The organism is Limosilactobacillus sp., from assembly GCF_022651205.1.
Taxonomy (GTDB): Bacteria; Bacillota; Bacilli; order Lactobacillales; family Lactobacillaceae; genus Limosilactobacillus.
Map to the genome: position 1 here is coordinate 1 of NZ_JALCQI010000007.1, position 15,101 is coordinate 15,101.

Annotated in this window: 19 protein-coding genes, 1 pseudogene and 1 other annotated feature; of the genes and pseudogenes, 1 reads left to right on the forward strand and 19 read right to left on the reverse strand. The window is 40.3% G+C overall.

Annotated elements, in window-relative coordinates:
• Positions 1-108, forward strand: a pseudogene (locus LKJ51_RS02760) (IS30 family transposase); the annotation flags it as partial.
• 72 nt (positions 109-180) lie between these two features.
• Here LKJ51_RS02760 and rpmF read toward each other — a convergent pair.
• From rpmF to polA, 19 genes are all read right to left on the reverse strand, one after another.
• Positions 181-360: a 50S ribosomal protein L32 gene (gene rpmF / locus LKJ51_RS02765; RefSeq protein ID WP_003717284.1), complete on the reverse strand. Its 180-nt coding sequence runs from the start codon at positions 358-360 to the stop codon at positions 181-183.
• A 52-nt stretch (positions 361-412) separates the two neighbouring features.
• The gene (locus LKJ51_RS02770) at positions 413-979 is read right to left on the reverse strand and encodes a YceD family protein (protein WP_291979414.1); all 567 of its coding nucleotides are present in this window, start codon (positions 977-979) and stop codon (positions 413-415) included.
• A 77-nt stretch (positions 980-1,056) separates the two neighbouring features.
• Positions 1,057-2,187 carry a nucleotidyltransferase gene (locus LKJ51_RS02775; RefSeq protein ID WP_291979436.1) on the reverse strand — a complete coding sequence of 377 codons (1,131 nt, stop codon included), beginning with the start codon at positions 2,185-2,187 and terminating at the stop codon, positions 1,057-1,059.
• Positions 2,188-2,195: 8 nt separating this feature from the next.
• A complete protein-coding gene (locus LKJ51_RS02780; RefSeq protein ID WP_291979415.1) occupies positions 2,196-2,939 on the reverse strand; it encodes a class I SAM-dependent DNA methyltransferase in 744 nt (247 codons plus the stop codon).
• The gene (gene rsfS / locus LKJ51_RS02785) at positions 2,939-3,295 is read right to left on the reverse strand and encodes a ribosome silencing factor (protein ID WP_291979416.1); all 357 of its coding nucleotides are present in this window, start codon (positions 3,293-3,295) and stop codon (positions 2,939-2,941) included. Before rsfS ends, LKJ51_RS02780 begins: the two co-directional genes overlap by 1 nt.
• Positions 3,296-3,913, reverse strand: coding sequence for a bis(5'-nucleosyl)-tetraphosphatase (symmetrical) YqeK (gene yqeK / locus LKJ51_RS02790; protein WP_291979417.1), 618 nt, complete (start codon positions 3,911-3,913; stop codon positions 3,296-3,298).
• Positions 3,906-4,556, reverse strand: a complete 651-nt coding sequence (locus LKJ51_RS02795; RefSeq protein WP_291979418.1) for a nicotinate-nucleotide adenylyltransferase — start codon at positions 4,554-4,556, stop codon at positions 3,906-3,908. The genes yqeK and LKJ51_RS02795 overlap by 8 nt, the downstream gene beginning before the upstream one ends.
• Before the next feature lie 15 nt (positions 4,557-4,571).
• Entirely contained in the window at positions 4,572-4,883 is a 312-nt protein-coding gene (gene yhbY / locus LKJ51_RS02800; RefSeq protein ID WP_291979419.1) for a ribosome assembly RNA-binding protein YhbY, read from the reverse strand.
• A gap of 13 nt (positions 4,884-4,896) precedes the next feature.
• Entirely contained in the window at positions 4,897-6,024 is a 1,128-nt protein-coding gene (gene yqeH / locus LKJ51_RS02805; protein WP_291979420.1) for a ribosome biogenesis GTPase YqeH, read from the reverse strand.
• Positions 6,017-6,547: a YqeG family HAD IIIA-type phosphatase gene (locus LKJ51_RS02810; RefSeq protein ID WP_291979421.1), complete on the reverse strand. Its 531-nt coding sequence runs from the start codon at positions 6,545-6,547 to the stop codon at positions 6,017-6,019. Before LKJ51_RS02810 ends, yqeH begins: the two co-directional genes overlap by 8 nt.
• A 141-nt stretch (positions 6,548-6,688) precedes the next feature.
• Complete coding sequence (rplT, locus tag LKJ51_RS02815; RefSeq protein ID WP_291979422.1) at positions 6,689-7,042, reverse strand: 50S ribosomal protein L20; 354 nt, start codon at positions 7,040-7,042, stop codon at positions 6,689-6,691.
• A gap of 42 nt (positions 7,043-7,084) precedes the next feature.
• Complete coding sequence (rpmI, locus tag LKJ51_RS02820) at positions 7,085-7,282, reverse strand: 50S ribosomal protein L35 (protein WP_003715352.1); 198 nt, start codon at positions 7,280-7,282, stop codon at positions 7,085-7,087.
• Positions 7,283-7,306: 24 nt separating this feature from the next.
• On the reverse strand, positions 7,307-7,819 hold the full coding sequence (gene infC, locus LKJ51_RS02825; protein WP_291979423.1) for a translation initiation factor IF-3: 513 nt from the start codon (positions 7,817-7,819) through the stop codon (positions 7,307-7,309).
• Between the two features lie 42 nt (positions 7,820-7,861).
• Positions 7,862-7,991 (reverse strand) — a sequence feature (ribosomal protein L20 leader region).
• A 67-nt stretch (positions 7,992-8,058) separates the two neighbouring features.
• The gene (gene dnaI, locus LKJ51_RS02830) at positions 8,059-8,997 is read right to left on the reverse strand and encodes a primosomal protein DnaI (RefSeq protein ID WP_291979424.1); all 939 of its coding nucleotides are present in this window, start codon (positions 8,995-8,997) and stop codon (positions 8,059-8,061) included.
• Entirely contained in the window at positions 8,994-10,376 is a 1,383-nt protein-coding gene (locus LKJ51_RS02835) for a replication initiation and membrane attachment family protein (RefSeq protein WP_291979425.1), read from the reverse strand. Before LKJ51_RS02835 ends, dnaI begins: the two co-directional genes overlap by 4 nt.
• A 17-nt stretch (positions 10,377-10,393) precedes the next feature.
• Positions 10,394-10,858 carry a transcriptional regulator NrdR gene (nrdR, locus tag LKJ51_RS02840; RefSeq protein WP_291979426.1) on the reverse strand — a complete coding sequence of 155 codons (465 nt, stop codon included), beginning with the start codon at positions 10,856-10,858 and terminating at the stop codon, positions 10,394-10,396.
• Between the two features lie 43 nt (positions 10,859-10,901).
• Positions 10,902-11,507: a dephospho-CoA kinase gene (gene coaE / locus LKJ51_RS02845; protein WP_291979427.1), complete on the reverse strand. Its 606-nt coding sequence runs from the start codon at positions 11,505-11,507 to the stop codon at positions 10,902-10,904.
• Positions 11,500-12,342, reverse strand: a complete 843-nt coding sequence (mutM, locus tag LKJ51_RS02850) for a DNA-formamidopyrimidine glycosylase (RefSeq protein WP_291979428.1) — start codon at positions 12,340-12,342, stop codon at positions 11,500-11,502. Before mutM ends, coaE begins: the two co-directional genes overlap by 8 nt.
• A gap of 18 nt (positions 12,343-12,360) precedes the next feature.
• Positions 12,361-15,021, reverse strand: a complete 2,661-nt coding sequence (gene polA / locus LKJ51_RS02855; RefSeq protein WP_291979429.1) for a DNA polymerase I — start codon at positions 15,019-15,021, stop codon at positions 12,361-12,363.
• Positions 15,022-15,101 lie beyond the last annotated feature (80 nt).

Below are 15,101 nucleotides of genomic sequence, written 5' to 3' on the forward strand. Positions count from 1 at the left end.
CTAATGCATCGAAGAAACAATATTCCACGAAAGTCACTTAATTACCACACACCACTTGAAGAATTCTTAAGTCATGTCACCGATGAACAGCTCTCAACTTTTTTCTAATTTAAATTGACATTTCGGGAAAAATAAAAAACCTTTCCAGGTCCGGCGCCTAAGGAAAGATTTTTTTGTTATTTAGTTGTTAGTATCAACAACTTGCTTACCGTCGTAGTAGCCACAATTTGGACATACCATGTGTGACTTGCGAAGTTCACCACAGTTTGGGCAAGGTGCAAGACCAGGTACACTTAACTTAATGTGACCCCGACGCATACGCTTCTTAGTCTTTGAAGTCTTCCGTGCTGGAACAGCCATGTTTGACACCTCCTAAGAAATTAATTATCCACAAATGGTTATTAACCGTCCGCTACTTTTTTTCATCCTGATCAGGAAATAGTTTTTTCAACTTAGCGAGACGTGGATCAACTTTTTTAGCATTCTGATGCTTAGCTTTGTAGTCATCTTCTGTAATGACCTCCCAGCCTTTCCCGTTTGGTAATGACTTACCATGACGTTCATCATCAGAAAGAACTCGCAACGGAACCTGCTCAACAATATTTTCCGCAACGGCTTCATCGAAATCAATTTTCTCACCGTGCTTGAGAACAAAGACAATCTGATCATTCTCCTCACTATCCTCATAACGGGAAAGATGAGCAGGATCATCAATATATATCTCGGTAAACGAAAAATCAAGCGGTAACGCTACGGGTGTTAATGATCGACTAGAAGGCACAGTCACCGTTGTCCGGACATTGGAACTAACGGTAACATCCCCCTGATCATAACTAACATATCCATCAACCTTAACTGGTTGAACAGCCAAGATGGTGTCCGGAAATGATGTTGTTAAGATCTTGTTTAAATCGAGGGTTGTCTGAATGTGTAGCGGTTCATCTGAGTAACGATGTAACTCTGCTATTGACCATTTCATCGTATTAACCTCCTAATGCAACAAGCCCAATTATACTAGTCACAAAATTGCTTGTCAATGCTTTATCCTTGACACTTTTATTTAATAATCGGTGCGTGTTTAACGTCTTGTTCAACCTGAGTAAACATCTGATACAGTTTCCCTGCTCGATAATCTAAATCAATTAAACTTTCCCGCTCATCTTGACCAATCTTAGTTAATAACGGATACTGCACTTTCTTCTTAATCTGGTGCAAATACTCCTGACCACGCTCAGTGAAGCCAAGGACGTGAAGATACGGCTGCTTCCACGCCAGCTCCATCTGGCCATTTGTAATTTCCATCACCGCATAAAGGCAGACACGAAGCAATCGCGAGTAAGTATAACGTTTTGTCTTTACGTGGTGAATAAATCCAGCGAACGTTAACTCTTGTTCAGCAGCTTCACGATAACGATATTCAAGCCCCTCCGCCATCTGATAAATCTGCTGAAGGCGGGATAATGGCGCTTGGATAAGAAAATTTCGCAGTAAAGGGTAAAGGAGCTCCCAATCAGGAATTCTTTCCACCCCCGTTAACGATTCTACCGTTCTTGACGGTGCAACCTTTCTTATATCCTCATGATTATTAACAGCTTGCCGAATAGCACTTGCACTCGCAATTGTCCCTGTAATTGACTGGTCATGGTATTGACTTCCTAACCGACCAATTGGGTGTAAGATTATTGGGTAGTGATTTTCAAGATTAGCCTTGTAATACGAAAACGCTAAAATATCATTTGGATCAACCAAACTATGTCCGGTAAGTTTAACTAGCTGCTGGTTAAACTGAGTTGCATAGGTGGCATTATATTTTTCAAATGTTGTTTCGTTAAATTGTTTTTCCGCCGTAACAAAATCAGAAAATTTCCACGATGGATGTTCAGCCCCAAAGACAACATCCTTAACCTTCAAATCATTTAATAATTGTAATGCTCCATCTGCAAAGCGGTGTGCTGGCTGGACGGCCATAAATACTGGCAACTCAACCACTAAGTCAACACCGTTCTCTAATGCTGCCTGTGCTCGCTGCCATTTATCTAAAATTGCTGGTTCACCACGTTGCGTAAAGTTGCCGCTCATTACTGCAACTACTGCATCAGCATGAGTAATACTTTTAGCACGTTTAATATGGTAAATATGACCATCATGAAATGGATTATATTCAGTCACCAAACCAACTGCATGTATTTTCTCTTCTATTTCTGACACTTAAAAAACCACCGATCATCAGTATCAGTTGCTACTTTTTGACCAAAATCACTACTAATTTCAACCTGCGCAAAACCAGCCCCGTTCAAGCTAGATTTCAATTCTGGCATTGAATATGCTCTTTCAAAATGGTTTTCGCTAACACGTTGATAATTTCCATCGGCTAATTGATTAAAAAATGTTAATTCATGGATTACACCATGTTCAATATCATCATCGCTAAAGCTTTGCCACATGAATGCATGTTGATGCTTTTCGTCCTCATAGTTATACATGTATCCAGGATATTCAATATCGGTCTTATGGGGAGTAATCATATCAAACAAGAAGATCCCACCATCATTTAAATGTTCATAAACCTGACTAAACGTTATCTGAACAGCTGCTAAATCATCCAAATAGTTTAATGAGTCAGCATAACAAGTAATTAGATCATAGTTTGGTAAATTGCTAAGATCACGCATGTCCGTTTCAATTAGATTAAGGTTAACATTTGCATCATCGGCATGCTGACGAGCAAGGCTTAACATTTCAGAAGAAAAGTCAGCTACGGTAACATCAAGGTGGTGTTGAGCAAGCATTATAGCAAGACGACCGGCTCCTCCCGCTAGATCTAAGCAGTTACCCTGAGTAACCGCTTGTCTATTTTCTAACGTAAAGTCAAGCCAACGCTTATATAATTCTTGGTCAAACAACCGATCATAGAGTTGGGCAAAGCTCTGGTAAATCATTAGTCATTAACCCATCCATTAATATTAACGATTGGTGCATCTGACCATAGTTTTTCAAGATTGTAGAAAGCCCGTGTTTCTTCACGAAAAACATGAACAATAACGTCACCAAGATCGATTAATACCCAATGAGCATGGTTCTTACCTTCCACACTACCAATATTAACCTTTTCTTCATGCGCCTTTTCAATAATGGCATTAGCAATCGCTTGTACCTGACGATCTGAACCACCAGTCATAATAACAAAGTAGTCAGCCATTGGGCTAATTTGATCAACTTTCAAGGCAACGATATCTTCAGCTCGACGACCATCACCGGCCTTAACAGCCATTTCTAATAATTGTTTACTATCCATCTAGTCTATCTTCCTTCCATATTTAGGCACCCAAGCATTATAAGTCTCTATCGTCTTTGGGTACACTGGCTTATTATTGGCAATTAGGTATTGAAGAGTGTGTTTAGTCTGGTAAGCAACTCCTGCACCAAGATCAGTAGCAGTAATCTCACGAGCCCTTTGAACACCATCAAAGTCACGAGCAGGCTCAATATAATCTGCCATATAAATAATTTGTTCCAACTTACTCATAATTGCCGCACCAGTGGTATGATGACGAACCGCATTTAAGATATCTTCATCCCAAATGCCAAGTTCATCCTTTAACAGTTCGGCGCCAACAACCCCATGCCAAATTGCATTTCCATAGTTCAATAATTCTGGTGACATTTTCTTTTCTTTAATCACCTGAATAAAGACATCATCCGGTCGCTGCTTAGCGTAATCATGACATAATCCTGCGATACTTGCTTTTTCTGGATCAACGTCATTTGCCTTAGCTAGCTTAATTGCGGTTTTCTCTACCCGTAAGACATGATTAAAACGCTTCGGCCGTAATGCTAACTGTAACCGTTCCACCAACTCGTCACGGTTAAGTGGAATATAGTGGTTCTTGTATACAATTGTCTCTTCATTCATGATAAAGTTGATGCTCCTTTATAAATTGTTCAACTTTTCCTGGAACCATATACTTAATTGACTGCCCCATCGAAATTCGCCGACGAATATCGGTTGAACTAAAGGCAACGGTAGGAACATCTACCCAAATTACAGGATAATTAGTTTCATTTTTAGCTCCTTGCCGCCGAACCCCAACAAAGTGAAAACGCGGTAACTTTACTAAATCATTAATCCGGTACCACTTTGGTAGGTAGTCCACCATATCACCACCGATAATAAAGTAGTACTCTGTCAAGGGGTTCTGATCGAGCAGTTGTTTCATTGTGTCATAAGTGTAGCTGACACCGCCACGCTCTAATTCAGCCATTTGAATTCCAAAATGAGCATTATCACTAATTGCTAATTTAATCATTTCAACCCGTTTTTTGGCATCAATCGCAGTCTTCTTATCAACGTGTGGTGGTATAAAATCAGGCATAAAATCAACCCGATTCAAACACAATAAAGATTGAACCTGATCCGCAACTAATAAATGAGCATTATGAATTGGATTAAATGTTCCACCGTATATACCGATCCGTTGTCGTTGCTGACCATGGAGAAGCTCTGTCTGAGGCTCAGTAACGGTTTCGGTATTCGTTAAGACTTCACATTGTTGCAAAGAACAACACCTCTATTAGATCTTCTTTACCTTTGATGATAATTCACGCGCATCCTTATTCTTGGATACTTTAAAAAGAACCAATACGCGACCAATGGTTTGAACAACCTGAATCTCAGTGCGACTTTCGATAAAGTGTTGAACTTCGTTAGTCGTTACATCAGCATTCTGTAAAATATTAACCTTAATTAATTCACGACGATCTAAAGCGCCATCAAGTTGATCTACCCAATTCTGGGTTAATCCTTCCTTACCAACAGCAAAAATAGGCTGGAGATGGTTAGCCTGAGCTCTCAAAAATCTTTTTTGTTTTCCTCTTAATTCCATTCTGTACCTCTTTTCAAATCATTGAACGGCGAACTAAACTCGAAATTCCTTTAGGAACCCATGCCGCAACCGTTGTTCCTGCTGGCACGGTAATCCAGCCCAATCCTTCAAAAACGACATCGCTCTTTTCAGTTAAATGAAATTCTTGACGTTCTAAAGGTGGAAATGTTGCCAATTCATCTTTTGTTGGCGGATTTAATAATTCACCATTATGCTTTTTGTAGAATTCATCCGCATTCTTCAACTTTGTTCTGTGAAGGGGAAGGTTGTTATCAAAGTAAGCAACCATTCCAGCTCGTGGACCTGAAACATAGTCAAACCGTGCTACTCCACCCATAAAAAGTGTTTGTTCTGGTTCTAATTGGTAAGTTCGCGGTTTAATCTCTTTTTGTGGTGAAACGTATTTCAGATCCTTAGCTGACAAAACGTGAGCCATCTGGTGTTGGTGAATAATTCCGGGAGTATCAATTAATTGATGACCGTCATCAAGCGGAATCTCTATTTTATCCAAGGTTGTTCCTGGAAAACGAGATGTTGTAATCAGTTCTTTAATTCCAGTCCGTTGCTTAATTATCTGGTTGATTAACGTTGACTTTCCAACATTAGTGACTCCGACAACGTAAACATCTCGTCCCTGACGTTCCTTATCAATTACTTCCAGTAAGTTATCAATCTGGTGATTTTTCTTAGCGGACACTAAAACCGTATTGATGGGACGTAAGCCAGAAAGATTAGCCTGTTGACGCAACCAATCACGTAGCTTCGAGCGTCTTAATGACCGTGGCAACAAATCTTCCTTATTTCCAACAAGCAAGACTGGGTTTGAACCGACAAAACGATGTAACCCTGGGATTATGCTGCCGTTAAAGTCAAAAATATCAACCACATAAACAATTAGTGCATCATCATTGCGAATCTGGCTAAGAAGCCGAAGAAAATCATCGTCACTCAAAGAAACTGGCGCAATTTCGTTATAGTGACGAAGCCGAAAGCAGCGCTGACAATATAGTTCATCATTTTCAAGTCCCTTATCAATTGCCGACTGAGGTGTATAACCCGGCTGTTTAGGATCAGATGTTTGAATTTTAGCTCCACAACCAATGCATCGCAGATCTTCAAGATTATTCTTTTCTTCAGTCATTCAAATCCTTCTTCCATTTCAAATCTGGATAATGCTCAAGTAGAGCGCGCCATACGTACTTTTCGACAAAACGATTCATCCTCGTCGTCCACTTATCAGTATTAATAATCGGTTTAACCAAAATACTACAGACACCGGCCTGATGGGCAGCAAGCATATCAGTCATTAATTGGTCGCCAACCATCACAACTTCTTGTTTACTTAAGCCCAACTTTTTCCGTGCTCGATTAATTCCGAAGTTTAGCGGTTTTAGTGAACGAGACATAAATGGCAAATCCAAAGAAGAAACAGCTTTGGCAACTCGCTCCTTACTGTTATTAGAAATGACGATTAACGGGATGCCGGCCTTTTCTAGCTCAGCCATCCATCGATGTAATTCTGGAGTCCCCTGTGGATTATTCCAAGCAATTAAGGTGTTATCCAAATCACTAAAGACAGCACGAATTCCCCGTTCCTTTAATTGTTCTGGAGAAACCGAATAAATACTCTCCACCATCCATGTTGGTTTAAAATTTTTTAACAAAGCCATACCTCTCAATTAATTACTATCATTTTAATTATAACGATTGTTTCTCTCCACTGCTACTTTTAACTTTTTAATTAAAATAAAAAGCAACGAACCACTGGCCGCTCACCAATGATCGTTGCTTCATTTTAAGGTCTCTTAGTTAAGAGCCTTTTTTGCTTCGTCAACGATAGCCTTGAAAGCATCAGCATCGTTAACAGCCAAATCAGCTAACATCTTCCGGTTAATGTCAATGTTAGCTAACTTCAAACCGTGCATTAACTTGCTGTAGCTAATATCGTTCATACGTGCAGCAGCGTTAATCCGGGCAATCCAAAGTTCACGGAACTTACGCTTATTAACCTTCCGGTCACGGAAAGCATAAGTGTAGCTCTTCATTACTTGATCCTTAGCAGTCTTAAAAAGACGGTGCTTTGAACCACGGTAACCCTTTGCTAATTTCATAATGCGCTTACGACGTGCGCGCGTAACAGTTCCACCTTTAACTCGCATGTTGAATTCCTCCTACGTGTTTTTCTTTATTTCGAACGAAGTTTACTTAAATGGTAATAACTTCTTGTAACGTTTTACGTTGGACTTGTCCATCATGCTCAAGCCACGTAATTGACGACGTTGCTTCTTGGTCTTACCGTGGAAACGGTGACTGGTGAATGAGTTACCACTCTTAAATCCACCATTAGCAGTACGCTTAAAACGCTTTGCAGCGGCACGGTTAGTCTTCATCTTTGGCATAAGAAAATTCCCTACTTTCTTAAATTAGTTTTTTGCTTTATCAGCAGCTGGGGCAAGAGTTAAGAAAATACTCCGTCCCTCCATCTTTGGTCGTTGTACAACTGTTGCAATGTCCTCAGTTTCTTTGGCCATTCTTTCAATCATGTCACGACCGATATCCTTATGTGTGATAGCACGACCACGGAATCTCAAGGAAACGCGAACCTTATCGCCCTTCTCAATAAACTTCCGAACACGCTTTAATTTAACATTAAAGTCATTCGTATCGATTGAAGGACTCAACCGAATCTCCTTAACCGTTACGGTCTTTTGCTTCTTTCGAGCTTCACGCTCTTTCTTTTGCATTTCGTAACGGTACTTTCCGTAATCCATGATCCGGGCAACAGCTGGCCGAGCCTTTGGAGCGACCAGAACCAAATCAAGGTTAGCATCCTCAGCTAATTGCAAAGCATCACGCTTTGACTTAATCCCTAATTGTTCGCCATCTTGACCAATTAGCCGTACTTCACGAGCACGAATACCGTTATTGACAATCATATCTTGAGCTATGGCAACGCACCTCCAATTTTATTAGCGAAAGATCAAGCAAAAAAGCGGAATGCAATCTGCACCCCGCTAATAATAAACAATTTTAAAATTGTTTTATTTAACTCGTCAGCCCGGCAATTTTAATCACCTAGGCGAGAAGCGGGTGCTCCTGCTTTTTCTTTCAACGTTTACTAGCATACTAAAGCACCTAGAGAATGTCAAGAGAAAGACCTGGATCTATTAAATTTCTATCCTTTATCACGAAGGTTAGCCCCATCCATTTCGTATTGCCGTGAGAGAAACTTAATTCGTTCCATGATCCGACTTGCCTTTACGGGCTCTTCTTCCCCTTTGACATTCACAGTCAAATGCTCTTGAAGTTCATTCATTGAGAAATTAGAACTAAAGAAAGTTGGTAATTCTTCTTGCATTCTATACTCCAAAATAACTCCGAGAATATCATCACGAGCCCAAGTAGTCATTGCATCCGCCCCAATATCATCGAGGACTAGTACCGGTGCTCTTTTTACTGCATCTAGTTTTTGACCTAAATTATTATTCTTAATTGAATTTCGCATTTCAACCACGAAACTTGGGAAATGCATCATGGTTGTCGCAACACCTTTTTGGCGTGCAAGTTCATTAGCAATTGCCCCTAAAAGATAGGTCTTACCGACACCAAATCGACCATAAAGGTACAGTCCAGGACGAAAATCATTTGCGGAATACTGTTCAACAAAATCAAGTGCTGAATTTAGGGCAGTATTCCGTTTCTCAGTTTGGTGAGCATCATCGATATAAAAATTATCGAATGACGAACTACGGATAAATTTCGGCATATTAATTGAGGAAACCAACTGCTTGATATGCGCTACACGTTGCTGCTCTATCAGCTTCTTAGTTGGAACGTAGGTAACGTCAATTTGTCCTGCATTAACGATTAACTGCGGTGAATAGCCAGGAGCTACCGTTGCTGTCCCCTTATTGAGCAATTGCTTCTCATGATAGTATTCATAAAGCTTGGCTTCTCCCCGATCAATTGCCTGCGGTGAAAGGACTTTGGCATTATTCTTTAAGAATGAAGAAACCTCTGGATCCTTTAATACTTGGCTCATCATCTGTTCATATGCAGAGCCAAAATTGCGTTTTTCCATAATTTCCTTCATTGTTTTGCTTAATGACTTCACTTGTTCTCATCCCTTTCGGAACTGTTTGTTTTCTTCCTTCTGGCTAATCGCTGACGAAGTTTCTTTAATTGTTCCGGTGTTGATTTTTCACCTTGTTTTTCGTCTTCTTTCGTCCATGCAGGCATTTTCTCCCTAACTGTTGTTACTCGCTGACGATAACGGTTTGACTGCCGACCAGACCGCTTCTGAGCTTTCTTGTTAGCAAAGGTTTGAATCTGTTCGAGTGCGCCCTTTGCAGTGGTAACTCCAGCACGTAACCAGTTATTGGCAATCGCGTTAACGTAATTTGCCTGAAGAGTTGGTCGCTCAAGAGATGCAACCACATACCAAGAAAGAACATTCACAACGCCCGGATTCAATTGCTGTTCCTGAATCAGGCTTCGAATGATCGCCCTTTCTCCAGAAGTAACAAAGCCCCCCATTTGTTGCTTCAACTGCTGAAGAAAGGTAATTGGAGCATAGTAATTACAAGCCTCAATCAATTGTTGTTCCTCTTGAGAAGGACTAACTTGCTGACTCGCCTTTTGCTTGTTTTTACTTGTTTCAATTTTCTTAGCGTCAACTCGATATTTACTTGCAATAATCTGTTTAAGTCTTTGCGGTTTGATCCTATTTGAGGATAGATCCGTCGCTTGTGTCAGCAAACGAGCCATTGATGGTTCATCAATACCATAAAGACGGTGTTCAACCTCAATTAATTCACGATTTAATGATAGGTCTTCTTCCGTAATTGGCTGCCCTTTCAATAACTGAACCAATGTCGGCCAATCAAAATCAGTTATGTTTTCTTGCTTTGCTAATCTTGGTTCATCACCGATTTTTTTCCGTGCGGCACCAATTTCAGCTGGTAAATGAGTAATCAGTTGTTCATTAACATGAAAAACATCAAAAAAGTTCCGGGTAATCTCCTTCAATGAGGAATGGACTTTTGGTAATGAAAAACGGCTGGCAAATTTTTGCAACTCATTAAAACGACTCTCGCCAACAGCCTCTAATAACAATACGCTCAAAAGATTATCATTAATAAATTCATCTGGGGTAATCGTCGGCTGTAACTCATAAACAAATAACTCCCCTAGCTGATCGGTTTGCCTAAACGTCCGTAACATTCCTGTCGCTTCTAACCGCTGAATAGCATCATCTGCCGCCTGACGACCAGCATTTAATTGAATAAGCAACTGTGATTGTGGTTGTCGCTCACTAATTACTGGTCTATCACTTAACTTTGTCCGTAATGCGTGAAACATTGCAAAAGAAACGGGACCGAGGATTGGTTGATAAAACAACTCAAAAACATGTTCATCAAAGTTTGACCATTGGTAACTGGCAGTAACAATATATCCAGCTCCTGGATCAAAAACTACTTTATCTTCAGTCATTATGGCCTCGTTCTCCCCTATTTCTTATCGCCGTTCTTCATCATTGATTCTAGTTCATTCATAAACGCATCGACATCCTTAAATTGACGATAGACACTTGCAAAACGAATATAGGCAATTTCATCCACATCTTTCAGTTCCTGCATTACGAACTTACCAATCACCTGACTAGATACTTCATTTTCTCCAAGACTCCGAACTTCTTTTTCAATCTTATCAGCAATCTTAGTTAAACGTTCCATGCTAACAGGACGTTTTTCGGCTGATCTGACGATTCCGTTCAAAACCTTTTGTCGACTAAATTCTTGCCTGGTTCCATCCTTTTTAATTACTAACAGTGGCGTCTCCTCGTAACGCTCAAAAGTAGTAAACCGAAAGCCACAATGAACGCATTCCCGACGACGACGAATAAAGGTTCCATCTTCACTCGGTCGACTATCAACAACCCGTGAACCATTTTTATGACAATGTGGACAACGCATTTGGCTTCCCTCCTTAATATCGTTTTAAATACTTATAATTTTATCATAGCTTACAACTATGCATTTGATCAATCAACGCGGCAACCTGTCGTTTTAATTCTTCCCGATTACCATTGTTATCAATCAAGATATCGGCTAGTTGCTTTTTCTTAGCCAACGGCATTTGGGCATTAATTCGTTGTTCCGCCTCATTTCTAGAATAGCCGTTTCGTTTCATTAGCCGCTGAATCTGTACTGCTCGATCAACTGCGACAACAATAACCAAGTCACAATCACGAGCATAGTCCGCTTCAAACAGCAACGGAACATCCAGAATAATATATGGAAACTGCCGATCCTTATAGAGATTTACTTGCTGCCAAATTTCATCACGAATAAGAGGTTGCATTGTCGAGTTTAGCTCATCTAACTTCTCTTGATCATTAAAGACAAGTGAACCTAAAGCCCGGCGATTTAATGATTGATCAGGATTAAGGATTGTCGTTCCGAACACTCTCGTTAATTGTGCTAATCCCTTTGAGTGAGCAGACTGCAGCTGACGAACAATTTGGTCAGCATCAATAACTGGATAGCCACTCAACCTCAACAAGTTACTAACCGTTGACTTGCCACTTGCGATTCCACCAGTTAAACCAATTAATTTAGTCATTAGTTTTCTCCATTAGCGGTTGGCAATGAGGGCAAAATGTTGTTCCCCGCTGGTTTACTTTAATCTTAACCATTTTTGTACCACAACGCGGACAGCGATCGCCACCATGCCCATACGCATTTAACCGGTCCTGAAAGGCACCCGCATCACCGAATGCATTCTTAAATGTATGAACTGTTGTCCCCTTATACTTAGTAGCAATCGATAATTCTTTAATAATATTATCATGCAATGTTTGAACCTGAGCTTGACTAAGGGAATTAGCCGGTTGCTCAGGATTAATTCGACTCATCCACAAAACCTCATCAGCATAAATATTCCCTAACCCAGCAACGTGGCGTTGATTAAGTAAAAATGGTTTAATCTTCCCCCGACTACGATGAAGGATCTTTTGAAAATACTCAACCTTAAAGTCAGCCGCTGTTGGTTCAGGACCAATTGTCTTGAGTCCTCCAACAGTCATCTCCTCGCCAGTCTTAACAAGGGTCATCCGGCCAAACTTACGGGTATCACGATAACAAAGTTCTGTCCCATCAGTGAATTTAAATACAACGTGAGTATGCTTATCAACCGGAGTATTAACTGGTTGGGAGTAATAGCTACCTTCCATTCGTAAATGTGAAACCATTGTGAGCTGATTACTAAAGCGAAAAAGAAGGTACTTACCACGTCGATCTACCGTCTCGATCGTCTGGCCAATTAAAGATTGCCTGAAATCTTCAACGTCATTAGTAATTGTCTTGCCGTAATAAACATCGATCCCGTTAATTTTTCGGCCAGTGGCAATTTTTAATAATCCCCGACGAACCGTCTCAACTTCTGGTAATTCCGGCATTTTAACTATCTCCTCACTTTATTTCTTCAAATCATACCACGTATCACCGTATTTACTGTCTACCTTAAGGGGAACGGATAATTTAACAGCTGAATCCATTACGGATGGAACTAATTTATTTAATACAGGAATCTCATCTTTTGGTGCTTCAAAAACCAATTCGTCATGAATTTGAAGAAGCATTTTTGCTTTTAATTGACGTTTTTCTAATTCGTCCTGCATTTTAATCATTGCAATTTTAATAATATCCGCGGCGCTTCCTTGAATTGGCGTGTTCATTGCTGTCCGTTCAGCAAACGAGCGGCGGTTAAAACTTTTGGCATTTATATCCGGCAAATAACGGCGACGATGAGTAATCGTTTCGACATAACCATGTTCACGAGCAAACTCAATGGTGTCATGGATATAATCTTGGACCTTAGGAAATTCCTTAAAATAACTTTGAATAAATTCATGTGCCTGACTTCGACTAACATGAATTCGTTGTGCCAAACCGTAGTCGCTAATTCCGTAAACAATTCCAAAGTTAACGGCCTTTGCTCGACGTCGCATATTTCGGTCTATTTCTTGATCAGGTTTTAAGTGGAAGATCCGGCGTGCAGTACTTGCGTGAATATCTTCACCGTTCTTAAAATCTTCCTGGAGATTATGATCACCCGTAATATGGGCCAATACCCGCAATTCCACTTGTGAATAGTCAGATGAGAAGATCTGCCAACCATCATGGCTTGGAACAAATGCACGACGGATCTGACGGCCTTCTGGCAACCGTACTGGGATGTTTTGCAGGTTTGGATCAACGGATGATAATCGACCGGTTTGGGTCAGCGTTTGTAAGTAACGGGTATGAATCTTTTGGTCACTTGAATGGATTACCTTTAGAAGACCCTTAATATATGTTGATTGGAGCTTTGAAATTTGACGGTATTGGAGGATGTTTTCAACAATTGGGGCCTGATCTGCCAATTTTTCAAGAACTTCGACAGCCGTTGAGTAACCCGTCTTCGTTTTTTTGATTACGGGTAATTTTAGCTTTTCAAACAAGATTTTACCCAGCTGCTTAGTGGAATTAATATTAAACTCTTCACCAGCCTCTTGGTAAATCTGATCTTGAATTTCCGCTAACCGTTCTGTCAGCTTGCTTCCCATATTCTTCAGTGTTTGAGCATCAACATGAACCCCTGTAATCTCCATCTTCGCCAACACCCGTGTTAACGGTAGCTCGATATCCGTGTAAAGTGGCAGCTGTTCATTTTCTTTCAATTGGTCAAACAGCTTCGTCCTTAAAGCTTCAATTGCGCGCGCTTTATTAGCAAGATGTTCAAAGAAGAGCTGATCATCATCGGGAATCGCTCGTTTAACCCCCTTGCCGTAAACCTCTTCATCCGTCTGAACATCATGATACTCGTGTTCATGAGCTAATTTACCAAGATCATTACTGTTATCATTCGTGTTTAATAAGTACGATGCTAGGAGAAGATCAAAATCAACCCCACTCAAACTAATACCAAGACGATTTAAACCAACTATTTGTGCTTTGGCATTAAAGACGTCTTTCTTAATTTCTGGTGACGTTAACCATTGCTTAATTTGCTTGGATTTTAATAATTCAGGATTACGGCTAACTAACCATTGCTTTTCGTTACCAATCGCAAATCCAGCAAATGGTGACGTATGATAGTTAGCATCTGGCATTTCTAAGTAAAAACTGCCCCGCTCGCCTAACTTAGTAACTAAGTCTAAGTTTTGAGCCGTTAATTCTGTATATTTAATTGGCGCTATTTGAGTATCCTCACCTTCAAAGGTTACATTCATGTTCTTAAGGAAAGAATTAAAGTCCATCTTTTGGTAGAAGTCCACTAAATTTTCAGTCTGTGGGCCAAAATATTTCAGGTCAGCTAACTTAATATCAAGTGGTGCATCCCTAAGAATCGTTGCAAGCGTCTTACATTGACGAGCAATTGCCTCTTCTTCCACAAGGTGTTCCTTCATCTTGCTCTTCTTTAATTGATCGATATTCTCGTAAATTCCTTCAACCGAGCCAAATTGCTTTACTAACTTAATTGCTGTCTTCTCACCAATCTTAGTGACCCCAGGATAATTATCAGAGGAATCACCCATTAACGCTTTCATATCAATAATCTGTGTCGGCGTAATCCCTAATTTTTCTTCAACATGTTCCGGCGTATAGTGCTCAGTATCAGTAACTCCCTTATGAGTAACGGCAACGGTTGTGTGTGCGCTTGCTAATTGTGTTAGGTCTCGGTCACCGGTAACGATTAGGGTTTCGTATCCTGCAGCATCTGCTTCTTTTGCAAGGGTCCCAATAATATCGTCTGCTTCGTACCCCTTTAATTCATAGCTATGGAGCCCACAATCTTGGACCAATTCACGAACATACGGAAACTGTTCACTTAATTCCTCAGGGGTTTTGTTCCTTCCACCCTTATAATCACTGTACATTTTTGTCCTGAAGGTTACCTTACCGGCATCAAACGCAACTAGTGCGGCATCCGGATGAAAGCTCTTCAATACATGATCAAGCATCAATTTAAAGCCATAAATCGCCGCGGTATGCAGACCATCCTTATTAGTAAACTTATCAATCTGATTGTGCATCGCAAAAAATGCTCGAAATACGATGCTATTACCGTCAATCAATAATAATTGCTTTGCCATTTAATTTCCGCCCCTTCTCTTATTCCTAATTATTGTACCAAAGATTGCGAACCTTCGTTAATTCCCTGTTTATGGAATTA

Coding starts and splice junctions, on each gene's coding strand:
- yqeH (WP_291979420.1), bottom strand. CDS start 6,024: ATGACTGAAGAAAAGAATAATCTTGAAGATCTGCGATGCATTGGTTGT.
- rsfS (WP_291979416.1), bottom strand. CDS start 3,295: ATGGATAGTAAACAATTATTAGAAATGGCTGTTAAGGCCGGTGATGGT.
- yqeK (WP_291979417.1), bottom strand. CDS start 3,913: ATGAATGAAGAGACAATTGTATACAAGAACCACTATATTCCACTTAAC.
- LKJ51_RS02835 (WP_291979425.1), bottom strand. CDS start 10,376: ATGACTGAAGATAAAGTAGTTTTTGATCCAGGAGCTGGATATATTGTT.
- LKJ51_RS02770 (WP_291979414.1), bottom strand. CDS start 979: ATGAAATGGTCAATAGCAGAGTTACATCGTTACTCAGATGAACCGCTA.
- infC (WP_291979423.1), bottom strand. CDS start 7,819: ATGATTGTCAATAACGGTATTCGTGCTCGTGAAGTACGGCTAATTGGT.
- rpmF (WP_003717284.1), bottom strand. CDS start 360: ATGGCTGTTCCAGCACGGAAGACTTCAAAGACTAAGAAGCGTATGCGT.
- yhbY (WP_291979419.1), bottom strand. CDS start 4,883: ATGGAATTAAGAGGAAAACAAAAAAGATTTTTGAGAGCTCAGGCTAAC.
- coaE (WP_291979427.1), bottom strand. CDS start 11,507: ATGACTAAATTAATTGGTTTAACTGGTGGAATCGCAAGTGGCAAGTCA.
- polA (WP_291979429.1), bottom strand. CDS start 15,021: ATGGCAAAGCAATTATTATTGATTGACGGTAATAGCATCGTATTTCGA.
- nrdR (WP_291979426.1), bottom strand. CDS start 10,858: ATGCGTTGTCCACATTGTCATAAAAATGGTTCACGGGTTGTTGATAGT.
- LKJ51_RS02780 (WP_291979415.1), bottom strand. CDS start 2,939: ATGATTTACCAGAGCTTTGCCCAACTCTATGATCGGTTGTTTGACCAA.
- mutM (WP_291979428.1), bottom strand. CDS start 12,342: ATGCCGGAATTACCAGAAGTTGAGACGGTTCGTCGGGGATTATTAAAA.
- rplT (WP_291979422.1), bottom strand. CDS start 7,042: ATGCGAGTTAAAGGTGGAACTGTTACGCGCGCACGTCGTAAGCGCATT.
- rpmI (WP_003715352.1), bottom strand. CDS start 7,282: ATGCCAAAGATGAAGACTAACCGTGCCGCTGCAAAGCGTTTTAAGCGT.